This window comes from Streptomyces sp. NPDC059906 (assembly GCF_042730645.1).
Taxonomy (GTDB): Bacteria; Actinomycetota; Actinomycetes; order Streptomycetales; family Streptomycetaceae; genus Streptomyces; species Streptomyces rubrogriseus.
Genome location: NZ_JBHWKU010000034.1, coordinates 1 through 21,716, shown reverse-complemented (window position 1 = coordinate 21,716; position 21,716 = coordinate 1). Strand labels below are relative to the sequence as shown.

General features: G+C 73.8%; 12 protein-coding genes. All 12 read left to right on the top strand.

Annotated elements, in window-relative coordinates:
- Positions 1-45: 45 nt before the first annotated feature.
- The 12 genes from ACFV9J_RS34010 (at position 46) to trpC (ending at position 21,592) form a co-directional block, all read left to right on the top strand.
- Positions 46-774, top strand: a complete 729-nt coding sequence (locus tag ACFV9J_RS34010) for a BTAD domain-containing putative transcriptional regulator (RefSeq protein ID WP_385360917.1) — start codon at positions 46-48, stop codon at positions 772-774.
- A 168-nt stretch (positions 775-942) separates the two neighbouring features.
- Positions 943-1,941, top strand: coding sequence for a LysR family transcriptional regulator (locus ACFV9J_RS34005; protein WP_385360914.1), 999 nt, complete (start codon positions 943-945; stop codon positions 1,939-1,941).
- A 31-nt stretch (positions 1,942-1,972) separates the two neighbouring features.
- A complete protein-coding gene (locus ACFV9J_RS34000; RefSeq protein WP_385360912.1) occupies positions 1,973-2,278 on the top strand; it encodes an acyl carrier protein in 306 nt (101 codons plus the stop codon).
- Between the two features lie 35 nt (positions 2,279-2,313).
- Positions 2,314-3,582, top strand: a complete 1,269-nt coding sequence (locus ACFV9J_RS33995; protein WP_385360910.1) for a beta-ketoacyl-[acyl-carrier-protein] synthase family protein — start codon at positions 2,314-2,316, stop codon at positions 3,580-3,582.
- Entirely contained in the window at positions 3,582-4,667 is a 1,086-nt protein-coding gene (locus tag ACFV9J_RS33990; RefSeq protein WP_385360908.1) for a beta-ketoacyl synthase N-terminal-like domain-containing protein, read from the top strand. Before ACFV9J_RS33995 ends, ACFV9J_RS33990 begins: the two co-directional genes overlap by 1 nt.
- A gap of 62 nt (positions 4,668-4,729) precedes the next feature.
- A complete protein-coding gene (gene fabG / locus ACFV9J_RS33985; RefSeq protein ID WP_385360905.1) occupies positions 4,730-5,476 on the top strand; it encodes a 3-oxoacyl-ACP reductase FabG in 747 nt (248 codons plus the stop codon).
- 17 nt (positions 5,477-5,493) lie between these two features.
- Positions 5,494-6,198 carry a 2-hydroxychromene-2-carboxylate isomerase gene (locus ACFV9J_RS33980; protein ID WP_385360902.1) on the top strand — a complete coding sequence of 235 codons (705 nt, stop codon included), beginning with the start codon at positions 5,494-5,496 and terminating at the stop codon, positions 6,196-6,198.
- 98 nt (positions 6,199-6,296) lie between these two features.
- Positions 6,297-17,699, top strand: a complete 11,403-nt coding sequence (locus ACFV9J_RS33975) for an amino acid adenylation domain-containing protein (protein ID WP_385360900.1) — start codon at positions 6,297-6,299, stop codon at positions 17,697-17,699.
- Complete coding sequence (locus ACFV9J_RS33970) at positions 17,696-18,574, top strand: ABC transporter permease (protein WP_385360898.1); 879 nt, start codon at positions 17,696-17,698, stop codon at positions 18,572-18,574. Before ACFV9J_RS33975 ends, ACFV9J_RS33970 begins: the two co-directional genes overlap by 4 nt.
- 26 nt (positions 18,575-18,600) lie before the next feature.
- A complete protein-coding gene (locus ACFV9J_RS33965; protein ID WP_385360895.1) occupies positions 18,601-19,848 on the top strand; it encodes a cytochrome P450 in 1,248 nt (415 codons plus the stop codon).
- A 1-nt stretch (position 19,849) separates the two neighbouring features.
- Positions 19,850-20,800, top strand: a complete 951-nt coding sequence (locus ACFV9J_RS33960; protein WP_385360893.1) for a TauD/TfdA family dioxygenase — start codon at positions 19,850-19,852, stop codon at positions 20,798-20,800.
- Between the two features lie 21 nt (positions 20,801-20,821).
- A complete protein-coding gene (trpC, locus tag ACFV9J_RS33955; protein ID WP_385360890.1) occupies positions 20,822-21,592 on the top strand; it encodes an indole-3-glycerol phosphate synthase TrpC in 771 nt (256 codons plus the stop codon).
- Positions 21,593-21,716 lie beyond the last annotated feature (124 nt).

Below are 21,716 nucleotides of genomic sequence, written 5' to 3'. Positions count from 1 at the left end.
GTTCTCGGTTCCTTCTCGGTGCGCCACGGCGGCAGGCAGCACGCCATGGCGTCGAAGCGCCTGAAGGCGATCCTCGCCCTGCTCGCACTCTCGCCCGGCCGCACGATCCAGGCCGACCAGCTGGAGGACGAGCTGTGGGAGGGCCGCACCCTCACCAACGCGCGCAACGCGCTTCAGGCCGGCGTCGGCCGGCTGCGCAAGCATCTGGGGTCGATCACGGGCCGGCGCGGGGACGAACTGATCCGCACCGTGGGCGGCGGCTACCAGCTCGACGTTCCGGCCGGCGCGGTGGACGCCCACCGCTTCCGTGACCAGGCGCGCAGCGGTGCCGACCTGGTGGCCGGCGACCCCGCCCTGGCCGCCGTCGTACTGGAATCGGCCCTGGCCCTGTGGCGCGGCCCCGCCCTGCGCGACGTGCACGACGGACTCCGGGTACGCATCGCGGCGGCCGACCTGGAGGAGCAGCGGATCACCGTGTACGAGGATCTGATCACCGCGCGCCTGGCGGTGGACCCGCACCGGATCCCGCTGCCGGAACTGCGCCGGGCGGCCGCCGACCATCCCGAGCGGGAGCGGCTGAGCGAGCTGTTGATGCTGGCGCTCTATCACGCCGGGCGCCAGGCCGAGGCGCTCCAGGTGTTCCATCGCGCGCGGCGCAGACTCGCGGACGACATGGGACTCGAACCGGGCCGCGCACTGCACCGTGCCTATCAGGCGATTCTGGAACAGGACGTCAGACTCGGTGAACCACGACAGGTTCTCGTCCATCGCTGAGGCGTCACTGAAGGAATACTGACGTACGGCGGAACGGGGCTGCCGCTCCCCGGTGACACGGCTAAGTTGGATTACCAGTGGAACTCCGTTCGTTCCGGTCCCCGAACTCTCGAAAGGGTCCCGGAACGGGCGGATTCGGTATGTCCGCTCGGGGATTTAAGGCGGCTCATGGACATCGAACTCAGACATGCGCGTGTCGTCGTCACCATAAGTGAAGCCGGGAGCATTTCCCGCGGCGCGAGCGAACTCAATCTCCCGCAGCCGAGCATCACCGCCCAGCTCAAGCGCATCGAGAGAGCCGTCGGCGGCGAACTGTTCGTACGCTCCCGGAGCGGTGTCACGCCCACCCCCCTGGGGGAGCGGCTGATCCCCCTGCTCGGCGACCTCGTGCGGCGGGCCGACGAGGTGACCGCCCAGGCGAGCTGTGCCACCGCCGGTCAACTGCGCCTGGGGAACACCGAATGGACCCCGCCCGCCCTCGGCGACACCCTGCAGGGCGTGCTGCCCGGCACCACCGTCGCCACCGAGACCCTCTCGCCCGCCGCCGCGGTGGCGGGCGTGCGCCGCGGCTCGCTCTCCGTGGCCCTGGTGCCGGGCCCGGCCCTGCAGCCGGGCACCGCGTCCGACGTGGCCGATCCCGCCGTCGGCAGCGAGGTCGTCGTACGCGAGCCGGTCTGGCTCGCGCTGCCGGCGCACGGCGAGTGGTCCGGCAGTGCCTGGGTGCGCTACTCCCGGCACCACTGGCTGCACACCGTCGAGGAACGGCTGCTCGACCGGCCCGGCCGGGGCGGCCCCGCCACGGTGCTGCACCAGGTCAGCACGCAGCGCGAGGCGATGACGTGGGTGCACGACAGCAAAGCCGCGGCCCTGGCCACGCCCTCCGGCGCCACCGCGGACGTACGCCTGGACCCGCTCCCCGACACCGAGCTGGTCGACATGCTCCTGGTGTGGCGCCGCGGCGCGGTCACCGAGGAGACCCTGCGCCGCCTCGTGCACGCGGTGCGCGACTACTACTGCGCGTACGCGCGCACGCTGCCCGGCTACTGGGAATGGCTCGTCGAGCACCGGGCCGAGCTGCCCGAACTGCGGCCGCACCTCACCCGGTCCACCGGAACACAAGATCTCGGGGCAGAGCCTGTCAGCGTGTGGTCAGCGAAGCATCAGTGAAGGGTCAGCGCGTGCCGCCAGCATCGTAGGCATGACAACAACGAACTCGCTCAACGCCGAGGACCGCGCCAGGATCAAGGAAATCATCTGCGACGTCCTGGAGATCGAGCCGGAGGACATGACCGGCACCAGCCGCTTCAAGGAGGACCACGAGGCGGACTCGATGGGTGCCATCGAGATCCTCTCCCAGCTGGAGCGGACCTTCGGCGCCGACATCGACCAGGCCGAACTCGCCCGCATGGTCGACCTGGACAGCGTCGTGACCGTGGTCGGCGAGGCCGTCGCGGCCCAGTCCGCCCAGTCCGCCCAGCCCGTCCAGCCCGCCCGGGCCAACTAGCCACCGCCGCCTGACGGACACGACGGGAGCACACGGTGTACGACGAGGAGCAGCAGGCGCGCCGGGTGGTCATCACCGGACTCGGCGCCGTCACCAGCATCGGGCTCGGAGCCCCGGCCTTCCTGGAGGGTCTGAGGTCCGGCCGCAGCGAGGTCGGGCCCATCACGGCCTTCGACACGACCGGTTTCGCGCATGCCAACGGATGCGAGGTGACCGACTTCGTGCCGGCGGAGTGGATCCACCACGTCGACCCCGAGGAACTGGGCCGGGCCACCCAGTTCTCCGTCGCCGCGGCCAACATGGCCGTCGAGGACGCCGGCCTGAGCGCGCGGGAACTGCGCGAACGCAGGGTGCTGGTCTCGGTCGGCACCACCGACGCCGAGTCGCGCGATCTCGACACGCTGGCCGGCGTCCAGCTCCAGGAGGGGCCGGAGCACTTCCCGCCCGGCCTGGCACGCCGGGCGCAGGCCGGTCACCTGTCCCTCGGCATCGTCCGGGAACTCGGCCTGGAAGACGTCGAGGCCCTGACCATCCCGACCGCCTGCGCCGCGGGCAACTACGCGATCGGCAGCGGCTTCGACGCCATCCGGCACGGTGAGGTGGAGGCCGCGCTGTGCGGCGGTGCCGACGCCGTCTGCCGCAAGACCTTCACCGGGTTCTACCGCCTGGGCACCATCGCTCCCGAGGTCTGCCAGCCCTTCGACGTCGACCGCAAGGGAATCCTCACCGGCGAGGGGGCGGGCATCCTGCTGCTGGAGAGCATGGAGTCCGCCCTCGCGCGCGGGGCGCGGATCTACGCCGAGGTGCTGGGCTACGGACTGAACTGCGACGCGCACCACCCCGTCTCGCCCGACCGGGACAGCCTCGCCCGCTGCATGGAGATCGCGCACCGCAACGCCGGCGTCGGCCAGGACGACATCGACTTCATCTCCGCGCACGGCACGGGGACGCGGGCCAACGACGCCACGGAGACCGGCGCGATCCGGCAGGTCTTCGACACCCCGCCGCCCGCGGTCTCCATCAAGTCGATGATCGGCCACTCCATGGGGGCGGCCAGCGCCCTGGCGGCGGCCGCCTGCGCCCTCGCCATCACCGAGAACTTCATCCCGCCGACCGTCAACCACCGGGAGACCGACCCCGAGTGCGGACTGGACTGCGTGCCCAACGAGGCCCGCCCGGCCGTCCTGAACGTCGTGCAGAACAACGCGCTCGCCTTCGCGGGCAACAACGCCGTGCTGATCCTCGGCCGCGCGGACCGCACGCAGCGCACGCCCCGCACGGAGCCCGGCAAGGAGGCCGCGTGATGTCGTCCCTGGTCATCTCCGCCTGGTCGGCGATCACCGCCTACGGCGTCGGCAACACCCCCCTGCGCGACGGGCTCGCCCAGGGACGCGACGCCGTGGCCCTGCTCGACCGCGAGGTCCACGAGGTCCCCTACCGGCGGGCCGCCCTGGTGCCCGACTTCACCGCCGCCCGGTACCTCGGCAAGAAGGGCGTACGGACCATGGACCGGGTGACCGCGCTCGCCGTCACCGCCGTCGGGGGCCTCGTCGAGAGCGTCGCCGAGGAACACGCCGAGCGGTCCGAGGAGACCGCCCTGGTCCTCGGCACCGGCTCCGGCAGCGTCCAGAGCATCATGGACTTCACCAGGGACTCCCTCACCGGTGAGCGCCCCTACCACGTGGAGGCGGCCCGCTTCCCGAACACCGTGATGAACCGGGCGGCCGGACAGAGCGCCATCTGGCACCGCATCAAGGGCCCCAACGTCACCGTGGCGGGCGGTTCGCTGACCGGCCTGCTCGCCCTCAGCCACGCACTGCGGCTGCACCGGGGCGGACACTGCGCCCGCGTGCTCTGCGGGGCGGCCGAGGAGTTCTCCACCCAGCGCGCCTGGCTGGAGTGGCACGGCGGGGCCGACGAGGACCGGGCAACCCCGCTCGGCGAGGGCGCCGCCGTCCTCCTGGTCGAGACCGCCGAGGACGCCGCTGCGGCGGGCCGCCCCGCCCTGGCCCGCGTCGGAGCCGTCCGCTTCCGCGCCCACCGGCAGGCCGACGGCCTGCGCGGGGCGCTCACCGGGTGCGTCCGCGACGCGCTGGCCACGGCGGGTGTGGCGCCCGCGGACGTCCGGTACGTGGCCCCGCTCGGGGGCGGCGGCAAGCTCGCCGCCGAGGAGGAGCAGGCCGTCACCGACGCCCTGCCCGGCGCGCGTCCCGAGTGGACCCGGCTGAGCGAACGCGTCGGCCACACCTCCGCCGCGGCCACCGCGCTCCAACTGGCCGCCGTCCTCGCCAGGGCCGGCGAGCGGGGCCTCGGCCCCGGTGAGGCGGCCCTGGTGACCGGTGTCCAGCGAGACGGCCAGGTCGGCTGCGCCGTACTGGCCGGGAGCTGAGCCGTGCCCGCACCCGCCACCGAACCGACGGAGCCCCGCCGCAGAACCTCCAGGAGACAAGCATGTCCGTAACCGATCGCCCCGTCGCCCTCGTCAGCGGCGGCTCCCGCGGCATCGGCCGCCACGTGGTGACCCGGCTCGCCCGCGACGGCTACGACGTGGCCTTCTGCTTCCAGTCGGACAAGGCGGCCGCCGAAGAGGTAGCCGAGGAGGCCACCGCGGCGGGCGCCCGCGTGTACGCGGCGCGCGCGGACGTGACCGGACACGACACCGTACGCGACTTCGTCAAAGCCGCCGAACGCGAACTGGGCCCGCTGCACACCGTGGTGTCCTGCGCGGGCATCGTGCGTGACAACCCGCTGGTGCTCCTCTCGCCGGACGACTGGGACGCGGTCGTGCGGGTCAACCTCGACGGCACGTACCACCTCTGCAAGGCGGCGGTCTTCGCGATGATGAAGCGCAAGGCCGGCTCCGTGATCACGCTGTCGTCCGTGGCCGGCGTGTACGGGAACGCCACCCAGGCCAACTACTCGGCCACCAAGGCCGGAATCATCGGCTTCACCAAGGCACTCGCCAAGGAATCCGGCCGCTACGGCATCCGTGCCAACGCGGTGGCGCCCGGCTTCATCGACACCGACATGCTCTCCGGACTGGCCGCCGAACACGTCGAGAAGATGACCGAGCGGATCCCGCTCGGCCGCTTCGGCCGCCCCGAGGAGGTCGCCGACCTGGTGGCGTTCCTCGCGTCCGACCGCGCCTCGTACATCACCGGACAGGTATTCGGAGTCGACGGCGGCCTCGTCGTGTGACCGGAAGGGAGCCCACCATGCCCAGGAACAAGACGCCCAGGTTCTACTTCTCCCTGCGCAGCCCCTACTCGTGGCTCGCCTACCGCACGGTGATGGCCGAGCACCGGGACCTCGCCGAGCGCCTCGAATGGGTGCCCTTCTTCGAGCCCGACCCGCTCAGCGCCCGGCTCATGCGGGAACAGGGCGGTCGGTTCCCCTACTCGCAGATGTCCCGCGAGAAGCACCGCTACGTACTCCAGGACATCGGCCGCCTCACCAGGTCCCGCGGGATCGAGGTGGTCTGGCCGGTGGACCGCGACCCGGTGTGGGAGGTCCCGCACCTGGCGTATCTGGTCGCCCGCAGCGAGGGCCGCGGCCACGACTACATCGACGCGGTGTACCGGGCCAGGTTCGGCCGGGGCCGCGACATCTGCGACCCGCGGACCATCGAGGACATCGGATGGGAGCTGGGGATCGACCCACGGCGCCTGTCCCGCGCCAGCAACCAGCCCGAGCTGCGCGCCGAGGGCATCCGCATCCTGCTGGACGTCTGCGCGGACGGCGTATTCGGCGTCCCGTTCTTCGTGCACGGCTACAGCCGGTTCTGGGGAATCGACCGGCTCGACGCCTTCGTGGAGCACCTGCGCTCCCAGGAGCGGCCGGCCCCCGAGCTGCCGCGCGAGCCGATCGCGGCCGGCCTCGGCACCGCCACCGACGACGGGCACGCGGGCGGCTGCGGCTGACCGCCCCGCGTCCCGGCCGACTCACACCCCCCACCCGCACCACCTCTCCATCCACCCATCCACGGCGTGACTTCTGTGACCTTCGCTAGGGGACTGCTATGACACCTGTTCGGACGGTCGGCCTTCCGCTCACCGCCGGCCAGAAGGACATCTGGTTCGACGCGAAACTCTCCGGTGGGGGCGCGATCTACAACAACTCCGCCTACTGGGACATCCGCGGGCCACTGAACCCGGACCTTCTGCGCACCGCGCTCGCGCGGCTCGTCGACGAGTCGGAGTGCCTGCGCGCCCGGTTCGACGAACAGGACGGCGAACCACGCCAGTTCGTCGAACCGATCGAGACGCTGCCGCTGGTCGTCACCGACGTCAGCGCCGCACCCGACCCCGCGGCGGCCGCGCGGCAGGCCATCCAAGACGACCTGGCCGTGCCCTTCCCGCTCGACGACGACGCCGACGGCACGCAGGGACACGGCCCGCTGTTCAGGCTGAGCGTGTTCGTGCTCGGCCCGGAGCGCACCTTCCTCAGCCTGCTCACCCACCACCTCGTCTCCGACGGATTCAGCTACGTCATCTACTTCCAGCGGCTCTCCGAGATCTACGGCGCCCTGCTGGACGGCACCCCGCTCGACGAGGGCCGCTTCCCCCCGCTCGCCGAACTCGTCGACGCCCAGGCGGCGTCGGCCGGCTCGGCCAAGGGCGAGCGCGACGCGGCGTACTGGCGGGAGCGGGTGGGCGACGGCCCCGAACTGATCAGCCTGGCCGCGCGGGACGCCCAGCCCGCGGCCTCCTTCCACCAGGAGGGGACGGTGCTGGCCGAGGCGACGGCCGAGCTGCTGCGCACGGTCGCCTGGAAGTCCCGGGTGATCTGGCAGACCACGCTCGCCGCCGCCCTCTTCGCCTACACCGCGCGCACCGCCGGCACCGAGGACGTCCTCGTCGCCCTGCCGGTGACCGGGCGCCTCGGCGAAACGATGCAGCGCGTGCCCGGCGTGGTCGTCAACACGCTGCCCCTGCGCCTGACCGTGTCCGACGACGGCACGCGCGCCGAACTGCTCGCGGCGACACACGAGGCGTTCTCCCAGGCACTCAGACACCAGCGCCACCGGGTCAGCCGGATCCGAAGGGACATGGGGCTTCCCAGCGACGACCGGCGGCCCTTCGGCCCCTTCCTCAACATGTTCCCGCAGGCCGAGAAGCCGGTCATCGGCCCGTGCCGGGCCACCATCCACACCCCGTCCACGGGGCTGGTCGACGACCTGGAGTTCACCGTCTTCGACAAGGGCGAGGAGGGCGTCGCCATCGACCTCAGCGGCAACACCGCACGCTACGACCGTGCCGAGGTCCGCATGCACCTGGACCGGTTCACCGCCTTCCTGGACGCCTTCCTCCGGGCCGCGCCCGACGCCCCGCTCGGCGGCCTCGGCCTGCTCACCGCCGACGAGCGGGCGGGCCTGGCCACCGCGCTCACCGGACCCGTCCGCGAGACGCCCTACCGAGGGGTCGTGGAGCGGGTGAGGGAGCACGCCGCACGGACCCCGCACGCGGTGGCCGTCACCGACGACGGCGGCAGCGTCGACTACGCGGAGCTGGCCGGCCGCGCCTCCGCCCTCTCCCGGGTCCTGACCGGAGACGGCCCCGTGGCCATCCTCTGCGAACCGGGCCGGGACTTCGTCACCGCCGAACTCGCCGTCCTCGGCGCCGGACGCGCCTTCGTGCCCCTCGACCCCGGGGCGCCGACGGCCCGGCTGACCGCACTGCTGCGCGACAGCGGCGCCGGATTCCTGCTCGCCCAGGACGCGCACGCCGAACTGGCGCGCGAGTCGGCGCGCGGGGCGGTGGACCCGCCCGCCGGCCCGCTGCCCGTGCACGTCCTCGACGGCCGCGCCGACGCCGCGGACCGGCTGGCCCCGGTCACCGGCGGCCCGCTCGACCTGGCGTACGTCATCTACACCTCCGGCTCCACCGGCAAGCCCAAGGGCGCGATGGTGCAGCGCGGCGGCATGGTCAACCACCTCCTCGCCAAGATCGAGGAGTTCGAGCTCACCGGCGCCGACACGCTCGTCCACAACGCACCCGTCACCTTCGACGTCACCGTCTGGCAGACCCTGACGACGCTGCTGGTCGGCGGGCGGGTCCGCGCCTTCGGCCGGGGCGACGCCGCCGACCCGGAAGCCCTGTTCCCCGCCATCGGTGCCGAGGAGCTGACCGTCGTCGAGGTCGTGCCGTCGCTGCTGCGCGCCACCCTCGACGTCTGGGACGCGGCGGGCTCCGCACCCGCACTGCCCGCCCTGCGCTGGATGATCTCCAACGGCGAGGCACTCCCCGCCGACCTGTGCGACCGCTGGTTCGCCCGCTACCCGCGGATCCCGCTCGCCAACCTCTACGGCCCCACCGAGTGCTCCGACGACGTCACCCACGCCTACGTCCGCACCACCGGCGACCTGGACGCGCCCGTCGTCCCGATCGGCCGGCCGCTGCGCAACACCCGCCTGCACGTCCTCGGCCCGGACCTGCGGCCGGTGCCGCGCGGCGGGCAGGGCGAGCTGTACATCGCCGGCCGCGGAGTCGGCCGGGGCTACCTCGGCGACCCGCGCCGCACCGCCACCACGTTCGTGCCCGACCCCTTCGCCGCCGACGGCTCGCGCATGTACCGCACCGGCGACCACGTCGTCCTGCGCCCCGACGGACAGCTCGCCTTCGTCGGCCGCGTCGACCACCAGGTCAAGATCCGCGGCCAGCGCATCGAACTCGGCGAGGTGGAGACGGCCGTGCGCGCACTGCCCGGCATCGCCGACGCGGTGGCCGCCGCCGTCACCGACTCGGCCGGCCAGCAGCGGCTCGTCGCCTACGTCGTCGGGGACGGCGCCCGCCCGGACACCGCCGCCGCCCGCGCCCTGCTGACGCGGCGGCTGCCCGGCGCCCTGGTGCCCACCGTCCTGGTCGCCCTGGACGAACTGCCGCTGACCGCGCACGGGAAGGTCGACCGCAAGTCCCTGCCCGCCCCCGACTTCGGTGCCCCCGCACAGAGCCGCGCCGCGCACACCGACGCCGAGCGCGTTCTGTGCCAGGTGCTGGCCGAGGTCCTCGGGCTGCCCGAGGTCGGCCCCGAGGACAGCTTCTTCGCCCTCGGCGGCGACAGCATCAGCTCCCTCCAGGTGGTCAGCAGGGCCCGCAAGGAGGGGCTGGTCGTCACGGCCCGCGACGTCTTCCGGCACCGCACCCCGGCGGCCATCGCCGCAGTCGCCGACCACGCCGGCCGGGCGGTGCCCGCGGCCGAGGAGGACGGCATCGGAGAGGTGGAACTCCTGCCGGTGGCGGAGCAGTTGCGCGCACTGCTGGCGCACCTGCCGGACGAGGCGCGTCAGTTCGCGCAGCACTTCGCCGTGACCGTGCCCGCCGAGGTGGACGCGCCGCGCCTGGAGCGAGCGCTCCAGGCCCTCCTCGACCGCCACGACACGTTGCGGCTGCGCCTGACCTCCCCGGTGCCCGGCCTGTGGTCCCTGAACACCCTGCCCCGGGGCGCCGTCGCGGCGTCCGACGTCCTCACCACCGCCACCGTCGCCGAGGGCGCCGACCGGGCCGCCCGGCTGACCGAGGAACTGGCCGCGGCCCGCACCCGGCTGCGCCCCGAGGACGGCCTGGTCGTGCAGGCCGTACTGCTGACGGAGCAGGAGGAGCAGGAGGAGCAGGACACCCGCACCCTGCTCGTCGCCATTCACCACCTTGCCGTCGACGGCGTGTCCTGGCGGATTCTGCTGCCCGACCTCCAGGCCGCCTGGGAGGCCGTCGCCGAGGGCCGCGAGCCGCGGCTGGACCCCGTGCCGACCTCCTACCGCCGCTGGGCGAAGGCCCTGTCCGAGGAGGCCCGCACCGCGGACCGGATGGCCGAACTGCCGCTGTGGACCGAACAGACCGGCGGCCCGTCGGTGTCGCTCACCGAACGGCCGCCGGACCCGGCACGCGACGTGCACGGCACCGCCGGCCGGCTGCGCGTCGAGCTGCCGGCCGAGCACACGGCGGCCCTGCTCACCCAGGTGCCCGGTGCCCTGCACGCCGAGATCAACGAGGTGCTCCTGACGGGCCTCGCCCTCGCACTCGTCGAACGGGACCACCGCACCGGATCCGCCGGCGCCACCCGGGCCCTGATCGAGCTGGAGGGACACGGCCGCGAGCAGATCGCGGGCGACCTGGACGTCTCCCGCACGGTCGGCTGGTTCACCAGCGTCTTCCCCGTCGGTCTCGACCTGGGCGAACTCGACCGGGCCGACGCCTGGCAGGGCGGCCCCGCCCTCACCACCGCGCTCAGGCGGGTCAAGACCACGCTGCGCGCCCTGCCCGACCACGGTGTCGGTCACGGCCTGCTGAGCCACCTCAACCCGCAGACCGCCGCCGTCCTCGCCCGCACCCCCGTACCGCAACTCGCCTTCAACTACCTGGGCCGGTTCACCGCGAGCGGCGGCGACTGGACCATGCAGTCCGGCAGCGCGGGCCAGACCGCGGCCCCGGGCACCCCGCTGCGCCAGCCCGTCGAACTCGTCGCCGTCGCCGAGGACCGGCCCCAGGGCCCCGTGCTCGTAGCCGAGTGGACCTGGGCCTCGGCCCTGCTCGACGAGGCCGACGTACGGGACCTCGCCGAGACCTGGTTCCGCGCCCTTGAGACCCTGGTGGCGCACGCCGGGCGGCCGGGCACCACCGGGCGCATCCCCGCGGACTTCCCGCTCGTCGAGGTCGCCCAGCGGGAGATCGACGCCTACGAGAGCGAACTGGGCGGCGTCACCGACATCCTGCCGCTCTCCCCGCTCCAGCGCGGACTGCTCTTCCAGGCCGAGTTCGACCGCCAGGGCATGGACGCGTACACCCTCCAGGTCGTCATGGACATCGGCGGCCCCCTGGACACCGGCGCGCTGCGGGCCGCCGCCGTCGCACTCCTCGACCGCTACCCGGCCCTGCGCGCGGGCTTCCGCGAACGCGACACCGGCCACCCGGTCCAGCTCATCCCCGACCACGTGGAACTGCCGTGGACCGAGGTCGACCTGACCCACGTCCCGGCGGCCGACGTGGACGCCGAGGCGGCCCGCCGCACCGACGAGGAGTGGCTGCACCGCTTCGACGTCGCCCGGGGCCCGCTGACCCGGTTCACCGTCCACCGGTTCGCCGAGGACCGGCACCGGGTCGTGTGGACCACGCACCACCTGCTCGTCGACGGCTGGTCCCTGTCCGCCGTGCTCGCCGAGGAACTGGTCACCCTGTGGTCCAACGGCGCCGACACCACCGCCCTCGCCCGGGTGGCCCCCGTCCACCGCTACCTGGAGTGGTCGGCGGCCCAGGACAAGGACGCCGCCCGCGAGGCCTGGCGCGCCGAACTCGCGGACCTCGGGGAAGCGGGCGGCGCGACCCGGCTCGGGCCCGCCGACCGCGACCGCGTCTCCGTCCTGCCCGAGACCCTCGTGGCCGAGGTGCCCGCCGAGGTGACCGCCGCGCTCACCCCCTGGGCGCACGACCGCGGCCTCACCATGAACACCGTGATGCAGGGCGCCTGGGCCGTGGTCCTGGGCGCGCTCACCGGACGCCGGGACGTCACCTTCGGCGCGGTCGTCTCCGGACGGCCGGCCGAACTCGGGGAGGTGGAGCGGATGGTCGGCGCGTTCCTGCACACCCTTCCGGTCCGCGCCCGGCTCGACGCCGCGCAGCCCTTCGAGGCGCTCCTCACCGACCTCCAGGACCGCGGGCTCGGCCTCGAACCCCACCACCACCTGGGCCTCGCCGAGGTGCAGCAGTGCGCCGGTGCCGGCGAACTGTTCGACACCGTCGTCAGCTTCCACAACTACCCGACGGGCGCCCTCGACCGCATCGGCGAGCACCTCCCCAAAACGGCCATGCTCGGCTGGACGGCCCGCGTCATCGCCGAATACCCCCTGGCCGTCGGCGTCTTCCCGGGTCCGGACGGCCGGCTGCGCGTCGAGGCCCAGTACCGGCCCGACGTGTTCACCGAGGAGCAGACGGACGGTTTCGTACGCCGCTTCCTGCGGGTCCTGGAGCGCCTCGCGGCCGACCCGGGCGCCCCGCTCGGCCGCCTCGACACCCTGGACGCCGGCGAGCGGCGCCGGCTCACCGCCGACTGGGCGGGAACCGGGGCCGCCCGCCCCGAGCCCGCGGCGCTCGCCACGGCCGCCTTCGAGAAGTGGGCCGCCCGCTTCCCGGACAAGCCCGCGGTCTCCCTGGGCGCCGAGGTCCTCGACTACACCGAGCTGAACACCCGGGCCAACCGGATCGCCCGGCTCCTCGTCGCCCGCGGCGTGCGCCCCGAGCAACCGGTCGCCGTGCTGCTGCCGCGCTCCCCGGAGCTGGTGGTGGCCGCCCTGGCCGCGCTGAAGGCGGGAGCCGTGTTCCTGCCCGTCGACGTCGACTACCCGGCCGACCGCGTCGGCCACCTCCTCGGCGACGCGCGCCCCGCGGCACTGCTCACCGACCTCGCCACCGCCGCCCGCCCGGAGGGGCTGCCGGACCTTGTGGACCTCGCCGGCGGACCCCTGGTGCTGGACTCGGCCGGCACCGCGGCGGAACTCAACCGGCTCTCCGGCGCCGACCTCACCGACGCGGACCGGAACGAACCGCTGCACCCCCAGCACACCGCGTACATGATCTACACCTCGGGCTCCACCGGCCGGCCCAAGGGCGTGACCGTGCCGCACGGCGCCCTGATGGCGATGACGGACAGCCTCACCGAGCGGTTCGCGCTGGACGAGGACGTGCGCGTCCTGCAGTTCGCGTCCTTCAGCTTCGACGCGTCGGTCTTCGGCATCATGCTGGCGCTGCTCAACGGCGGCACGCTCGTGATCGCCGACGAGGAGCACCGCACCCCCGGCCGCCCCCTGGTCGACCTGATCAACGACGCCCGTATCAACCTGGCGGCCCTGCCGCCCGTCGTCGTCGGGGCGCTCCCGGAGGACAGCACCCTGCCCGCGGACCTGCGCATGGTGGTGACCGGCGAGGCGGTCCCCGCCCAGGTCGTCGACCGCTGGGCGGGCTCCGTACGGATGTTCAACGGGTACGGTCCCACCGAGGCCGTCGTCGGCTGCACCGTCAGCGGCCCGCTCGTCCCCGGCCCCGGCCGCCCGCCGATCGGCCGCCCGACCAGCGCCCACCGCGTGTACGTCCTGGACCGCGCGCTGCGGCCCGTACCGGCCGGCTCCGTCGGCGAGCTGTACGTCGGCGGCGGACTGGCCCGCGGCTACCACGGCAGGCCGGGACTGACCGCCCAGCGGTTCGTGCCGGACCCGTACGGACCGGCCGGCGGCCGCATGTACCGCACCGGCGACCTGGTGCGCTGGCTGCCCGACGGCGAGCTGGACTACCTGGACCGCGCCGACGACCAGGTGCAGCTGCGCGGCATCCGCATCGAACTGGGCGAGATATCCGCCGCGTTGACGGCCGTGCCCGAGGTCGAGCAGGCCGCCGTGGTGATGCGCGAGGACGAGGCGGGGGAGCGGCGCCTGGTGGCGTACGTGGTCGCCGCCGGAGCCGGAGCCGGAGCCGGAGCCGGAGCCGGGGTGGACACCGGTGTGCTGCGCGACCGGCTGGCCCGGGAACTGCCCGACTACATGGTGCCGTCCGCCGTCGTCGCCCTGGACGCGCTCCCGCTGACCACCAACGGGAAGCTGGACCGCGCCGCCCTGCCCGACCCGGACCTCGGGGCCGGAGCACCGGGACGTGCCCCGCGCACGCCCGTCGAGGAGATCCTGTGCGGCCTGTTCGCCGACATCCTCGGCCGCGACCGGGTCAACGCCGACGACGACTTCTTCGAGATCGGCGGGCACTCGCTGCTCGCCACGCGGCTGGTCAGTCGGATCCGCGGGGTCCTCGGCGCCGAACTGCCCATCCGCGCCCTCTTCGAGGCCCGCACCGTCGCCGCCCTCGCCGCCCGCGTGGAGCAGGCGGACCGGGGCAGGCTGCCGCTGGCACCCGCGCCCGCCGGAACCGAACGGCCGCTGTCGTACACCCAGCAGCGGCAGTGGTTCCTCAACCGCAGGGAGGGCACGGCGGACGGCTCGTTCAACTCGGTGCTCGCCTTCCGCCTCACCGGGCACCTCGACACGGACGCCCTGCGCTCCGCGCTGCGCGACGTCGCGGGGCGGCACGAGGTGCTGCGCACCGTCATGCCGGACACCGACGGCGTCCCGTCGCTGCGCGTCCTGGACCCCGCCGCGGGCGCGCCCGCCGTCAAGGTGGTGGCGCTGCCGGCCGAGGAGGTGACCGAGGCGGTGGCCGCGGAAGCCGACCGCGGGTTCGACCTCACCGAGCAGACACCGCTGCGCGTGCGGGTCTTCCCGGTGGCGCAGGACGAGTGCGTGCTGCTGTTCGTGATCCACCACATCGCGTTCGACGGCTGGTCGATGGGCCCCTTCCTCGACGACTTCACCGCCGCCTACCGGGCCCGGAGCGAGGGCCGCGCCCCGCACTGGGAGCCGCTGCCCGTCCAGTACGCCGACTTCGCCGTCTGGCAGCGCGAACTGCTCGGCGCCGACGACCCGGACGGCCTCGCCGCCGAACAGCTCGACTTCTGGCGCGACGCGCTCGCGGGCCTGCCCGACGAGACACCGCTGCCCGCCGACTTCCCCCGCCCGGAGCGCGGCTCGCGGGAGGGCGACGCGGTGCCGTTCGACGTGGACGCCGGCCTGCGCTCGGCGATCGGGGAACTGGCCCGCGCCACCGGCACGACCGAGTTCATCGTCTTCCAGGCGGCGCTGTCGGCCCTGCTGACCCGCCGCGGCGCGGGCACCGACGTCCCGGTGGGCGTCTCGGTGGCGGGCCGCACGGACGACGCGCTCGCGGACGTCGTCGGCATGTTCCTCAACACCCTGGTACTGCGCGGCGACACCAGCGGCGACCCGACCTTCCGGGAGCTGCTCGAACGGCTCCGGGAGACCGACCTCGCGGCCTTCTCCCACCAGGACGTCCCGTTCGACCAGGTGGTCGAGGCACTGCGGCCGCCCCGCAGACTGAACCGGCACCCGCTGTTCCAGGTGTCGCTGACGGTGCAGTACGACGGCGTGAACGATCTCGCCCTGCCCGCGCTGACCGCGCGCCCCGAGTACGTGCCGTCCCGGCAGGCCAAGCTCGACCTCGTCGTCGAGCTGGTGCCGTCCTACGACGACGACGGCATGCGGGGACTGCTGACCTTCAGCAAGGACCTGTTCACGAGGGAGACGGCCGAGCGCCTGGTGCGGCAGTTCACCCGGCTGCTGCGGGACGCGGTCGCCGACCCCGGCACACGGATCGCGGACCTGGAGATCGAGGGCGCCGGGGACCCGGACGAGCCGGCGGACCCGGCCCACGAGCCGGAGGACCCGGCCCGGGACTTCGCCGCGGTCGTCCGGGAGCTGCCCGAGGTCACGCTGCTCGACCTGTTCGCGGACCTGGTCGCCGGGAAGCCCGACGCCGTCGCCACCGGCAGCGGGCCCCAGGCGCTGACGTACGCCGAACTCGACCGGCGCGCCGACGCGCTGGCCCGCGCCCTGGCCGTGGCCGGGGCCGGACCCGAGCGCACCGTGGCCCTCGCCGTGCCGCGGGCGGCCGACCAGGCCCTCGCGGTGCTCGCGGTCCTCAAGGCCGGCGCGGCGTACGTGGTGCTGGCCGCGGACGAACCGGCCGCCGGGATCCGCGACCTGTTCGCGGACGTCGCCCCGGTCTGCGTCCTGACGACGACGGGCATGGCGGGACGGCTGCGGTCCACCGGAGTACCGGTCCTCGTCCTCGACCACGCCGCGCCGCGCGGCACGGCCGACGCCGCCCACCGGCCGGTGGGCGCCGCGGCGCGGCCCGGACAGGCCGCGTACGTGGTGCGCGGCGGCACGGCGGGCGCGGTGGTCGAGCACCGCACCGCCGCCGCCCGGGTCGTCGCGGCACTCGACGGCGGACGGCCCGGCGAGGCGGGGCTGTTCGGGGCGCTGCTCGCCGGGACCGGCCTCGCCACCCGGGAGCGGCCGCCCGCCGCGTGGGCCGCACCGGAGACGTTCCCGGCGGACCCGGCCCGGTGGCCGGCCCACGGCTACGTCCTGGACGAGGCGCTGCGCCCCGCCCAGGAGGGCGAGCTGTATCTCGCGGGGGCGGCCGTCGCCCGGTCCTACGCGGGCCGCGCCGGTGCCACCGCCGAGCGGTTCGTCGCCGACCCGTGGGGCGGGGCAGGGGCACGGATGTGGCGCTCCGGCCGGAAGGTGACCCGGGGCGACGGCACGCCCGTACGGCTCGCGGGCCCGTCGCAGGAGACCGCGGCCGGAGCACCGGGGCGGCCCGCCGCCGAGGCGGCCGACCCGGTCGTGGCCCGGCTCTGCGAGATCGTCGCGGAGGTGGTCGGGGCCGCCTCGGTGGACCCGGCGGAGAACTACTTCGAGACCCGGTCCATGGACAGCATGAAGTCGCTGCGCCTGGTCGCCCGGGCCCGCAAGGCCGGCTTCGAGCTGAGCATCGCCGACGTGTTCACCCACCAGAACGTCGCCGCGCTCGCCGCGGCGCTGCGCCCGGAGCCGGAGCCGGAGCCGGAACCGGGACCGGGACCGGCGCAGGCGCAGGAACCGACGGCCCTCGCCCCCAGGGACACCATGCGCGTCGCGGCCGAGGCGATCGAGGAGATCGAGAGCCTCGAACACGCGGACACGTTCGCACCGATGCTGTGCATCCGGGCGACCGGCGAGCGCCCGCCCGTCTTCTGCGTCCACAGCGGAGTCGGCCTCGCGCTCTCGTACCTGCCGCTGGCCCCGTACATCGGGGCGGACCACCCGGTCTACGGCATCCAGTCGCCCAGCGTCGTCGACGGCGCGCCGCTGCCCGACAGCATCGAGGCGAACGCCGCCGCCTACATCGACCTCATCCGCCAGGTGCGCCCCGAGGGGCCGTACCACCTGCTCGGCTGGTCGTTCGGCGGACTGCTCGCGTACGAGATCGCGGTGCAGCTGCGGGCCGCCGGACACGAGGTGGGCCTGCTGGCCAACCTGGACTCCTACCCCCGGACCGGCGCGGTCGACGAGCGGGACGTCCAGGGCAGCCTGACCTGGCTGCTGGAGGGCATCGGGCACAGCCGCGACGAGTTCGGCGACCGGGATCTCACCCCGGCGGACATCGTCGACGCCCTGCGCCGCGACGGCAGCGCGCTGGCCCGGATGGGAGAGCACCGGATGGCCCGCATGGTGGACCTGATGGCCCGCCACCAGATCCTCAACACCCGCTACCGGCCCCGCGCCTACGACGGCGAGATGCAGCTGTTCCTGGCCGACCGCTCGCCCTGGGGCGAGGAGACGGACAAGGAACGCCTGTGGGCCCCGTACACCGGGGGCACCGTGACCACGCACCACGTCGACTGCGCCCACGACGACATGCTCAGCCCCGGGCCGCTGGACGAGATAGGCCGGGCGGTCGCGGAACGGCTGGAGCGGCTGCACGCGCCGTCGCGGGACGTGCCGCACCGGCGGACGGGCACCTCACCGGACGAACGGAACCCGTCATGACGACCACCCTCCCCAAGGCGCCGTCCCCCGCGGCGCCCACTCCCGGCCGGGACCCCCTCGGGAATCCCCTCCCCGACGGGGCCCGGCCGGGCAGAGCCCGCACCTTCGGCACCGAGGTCCTCGCCGTACTGGGGCGCAGGCTCCGGCGGCTGCGCCGGGGGCCCGGCCGGGCCATCGGCGTCGTACTCAACCCGCTCGTCTCGATGGTGCTGCTCGGGTACCTGTTCCGGGACGCCATCACGCTGCCCGCCGGCGGAAGCTACGTCGAGTACGTCTTCGCCGGCGGCGCCGTCCAGGTGGGGCTCGCCTGTGTGGGACCGACCGCCGTGTCCATGGCGATGGACCTGCAGGGCGGCATCGTCGACCGGTTCCGCTCGCTGCCGATCAGCCGGTCGGCCGTGCCGCTGGGGCACACCGCGGCGGACTTCCTGACCGCGCTGGCCGCGCTCGCGGTCACCACGGGCGCCGGGCTGCTGCTCGGCTGGCGCTCGCACACCGGGCCGCTGCCCACGCTCGCCGGGTTCGCCCTGGTCGCGGTCTTCACGTACGTGATGCTCTGGCTGGGCGTGCTGCTCGCCATGACCCTGCGCAGCATCGAGACGATCAGCGTCGTCGCGCCGTTCATCGTCGTCGTGCTGCCCTTCCTGTCCAGCGCCTTCCTCTCCCCGCAGTCCATGCCGGGCGCGATCCGCCCGATCGCCGAGTGGAACCCGGTCAGCGCCGTCATCGCCGCCTGCCGCGACCTGTGGGGCAACCCCGCCACCACGAGCCCCGGCTTCGTCGGCGAGCATCCGCTGATCGTGGTCGCGGTGACCCTGGGCGTGCTGTTCGCCGCCTGCCTCGCGCTCAGCCTGCGCCGATTCCGAAAGCCCTGAGACCGAAGCCGTAAGGAACACCCACCATGCCTGTCACAGAACGCGCGGCGGCACCCGACCCCGCCTCGCTCGACCTCACCGACCCGCAGACCTTCCTCGACGTCGACCAGCACGCCATGTGGCGCAGGTTCCGCACCGAGAGCCCCGTGCACCGGCACCCGGCGGGCCCGTCCACCCCCGGATTCTGGGTGATCTCCCGGTACGCGGACGCGGTGGCCGTCTACCGCGACAACAAGCGGTTCACCTCCGAGAAGGGAACCGTCCTCACCACCCTGCTCCAGGGCGGGGACTCGGCCGCCGGCAAGATGCTCGCCGTCACCGACGGAGTGCGCCACCGCGAGATCCGCAACCTGATGCTGAAGTCGTTCTCGCCGCGTGTCCTCGCGCCCGTCATGGACGGCGTGCACCGGCACACACGTGAACTGCTCGGCACCGCCGTCCGGTCGGACCGGGTCGACTTCGTCACCGACGTCGTCGACCACATTCCGATGCACACCATGGGCGACCTGCTCGACATCCCGGCCGCCGACCGGCCGCAGCTGGTCGAGTGGAACACCCGGACGCTGTCGCGGCACAGTTCCGAGGAGAGCGAGTTCGAATCGCTCCTCGCGCGCAACGAGATCCTGCTCTACATCTCCCAACTGGCCGCCGAGCGGCGGGCGAAGCCGGGCGAGGACGTGCTGAGCACCCTGGCCACCGCCACCGTCGGCGGCAAGCCGCTGACCGACGACGAGATCGTCCTCAACAGCTACAGCCTCATCCTCGGCGGCGACGAGTCGACCCGGATGTCGATCATCGGCGGGCTGATCGCGCTGGCCGAGAACCCCGAGCAGTGGCGCCGCCTCAAGAGCGGCGAGGTCACCTCGGACGCGGCCACGGAGGAGATCCTGCGCTGGACGACGCCCGCCATGCACTTCGGACGCCGCGCCCTGGTCGACGTGGAGCTGGGGGACCGGATCATCAAGGCCGGCGACGTGGTCACCCTGTGGAACGCCTCCGCCAACTTCGACGAGGACGTCTTCACCGACCCGTACACCTTCGACGTCGGCCGCACCCCCAACAAGCACGTGGTCTTCGGCCACGGCCCGCACTTCTGCCTCGGCGCCTTCCTGGGCCGGGTCCATGTGAACGCCATGGTGGAGGCGCTGCGCGCCATGGTCGCCGACATCACGCTGCTCGGCCCCCCGCAGCGCCTCTACTCCAACTTCATCCAGGGCTACAGCGGCCTGCCCGTCGCACTGCGCGCGGAGCCGGCCCCCGAGGAGGTTCGCTGAGATGCGGCACGAGACACGGACCACGGGCGGCACCACGCTCGCGATCCTGCACACCGAGGCCCCGGCCGACGCCTGGGACGAGGAGGGCTGGGCGCAGGTGCGCCGCCGGACCCGGGTCCTGCTCGACTCGTACGGGGTGGTCCTGCTGCGCGGTGCCCACATCCCCGACGTCACCGCGTTCCACGCCGCCGTCAGCGGCTTCGGCAGCGACCTGATCGAGAGCTACCGCGGCGGCAACACCCCCCGCAAGACGCTCTCCGACGGCGTCTTCACTTCCACCGAGTACCCGGCGCGCTACGACATCACCCTGCACAACGAGCTGTCCTACGCCCGCGCTTGGCCCGACCGCCTGTACTTCTGCTGCCTGGACGCACCCGACACCGGCGGCGCCACCCCGGTCTGCGACGGCGAGGCCCTGCTCGGCGCGCTCTCCCCCGACGTGCGGGAGCGGTTCGCCACCGGCGTGGTCTACCGCCAGTACCTGCACGGCGGGGCCGGGCTCGGCAAGTCCTGGCAGGACACCTTCGAGACGGACGACAAGGCGGCCGTCGAGGAGTTCCTCACCGGGTCGGGCGCCGACTTCGCCTGGGCGGCCGACGGCGGCCTGCGGGTCGCCCAGCACCGGCCCGGCATCCGCAAGAACCCGCGCACCGGCCGCGACACCTGGTTCAACCAGGCCGACCAGTGGCACCCCTCCAACCTCCCCGACGACGAGGCGGAACTGCTGCTCGCGCTCACCGACTCGCACGACGACCTGCCGCACTGGGTGACGTACGCCGACGGCACCCCGCTGTCCGACGGGGACCTCGCCGAGGTCCGCGCGGCGCAGCGCGAGCACACGGTGGCCGAACCCTGGCAGCGGGGCGACCTGATGATCGTCGACAACCTCTCCGTCCTGCACGGCCGACAGGCGTTCACCGGTACGCGCAAGGTCGTCGTCTCGATGACCTGAGCACCAAGGGAGGTGTACGGGATGACCGTGCTCGACGACATCGTGGCGGGGGCGCGCGAGGATCTCGCGGAACGCCGGCGCGCCGTGCCGGAGGAGGAACTGAGACGGCGGGCGGCGGCACGCGGCCCGGGCCGGGACTGCGTCCGCCTGCTCAAGGCCGCGGACGGGCGCCCCCGGATCATCGCCGAGGTGAAGCGCGCGAGTCCCTCCCGCGGCCCGCTCGCCCCGATCGACGACCCGGCCGCGCTGGCCGCCGGGTACGAGAGGGGCGGCGCGGCCGCGATCAGCGTGCTCACCGAGCGCCGCAGGTTCCACGGCAGCCTCGCCGACCTGGACGCGGTGCGGGCCGGGACCGCCCTGCCCGTGCTGCGCAAGGACTTCGTCGTGGACCCGTACCAGGTCTGGGAGGCGCGGGCGCACGGCGCGGACCTGGTGCTGCTGATCGTGGCGGCGCTCGAACAGCCGCTGCTGGCGGATCTGTCGGCGCTCGCCGCGGAGATCGGCCTGACACCGTTGGTGGAGACCCACGACGAGGCGGAGGCCGAGCGTGCGCTGCGGGCCGGCGCGCGGGTGATCGGCGTCAACGCGCGTGATCTGCGCACCCTGAGCGTGGACCGGTCGACGTTCGCCCGGGTCGTTCCGCGCCTGCCGGCCGACGTCGTTCGGGTGGCGGAGTCGGGAGTGCGGACGGCCGCCGACGTGGCGGAGTACGGGGCGCTAGGGGCGGACGCGGTGCTGGTGGGCGAGGCGTTGGTCACGGGCGGGGTCGACGCCGCACAGCTGTGCGGTTGAGCGGTTGAGCGTCTGCCTGGCTTGGCTCGGGGGCCGGGTGCGGGTCGCGGCCGGTCCTCGCGCAGTTCCCCGCGCCCCTGAGTGCGCGGTGCCTTGTCGAGGTACGTCATCAGCGCGTCGAGAC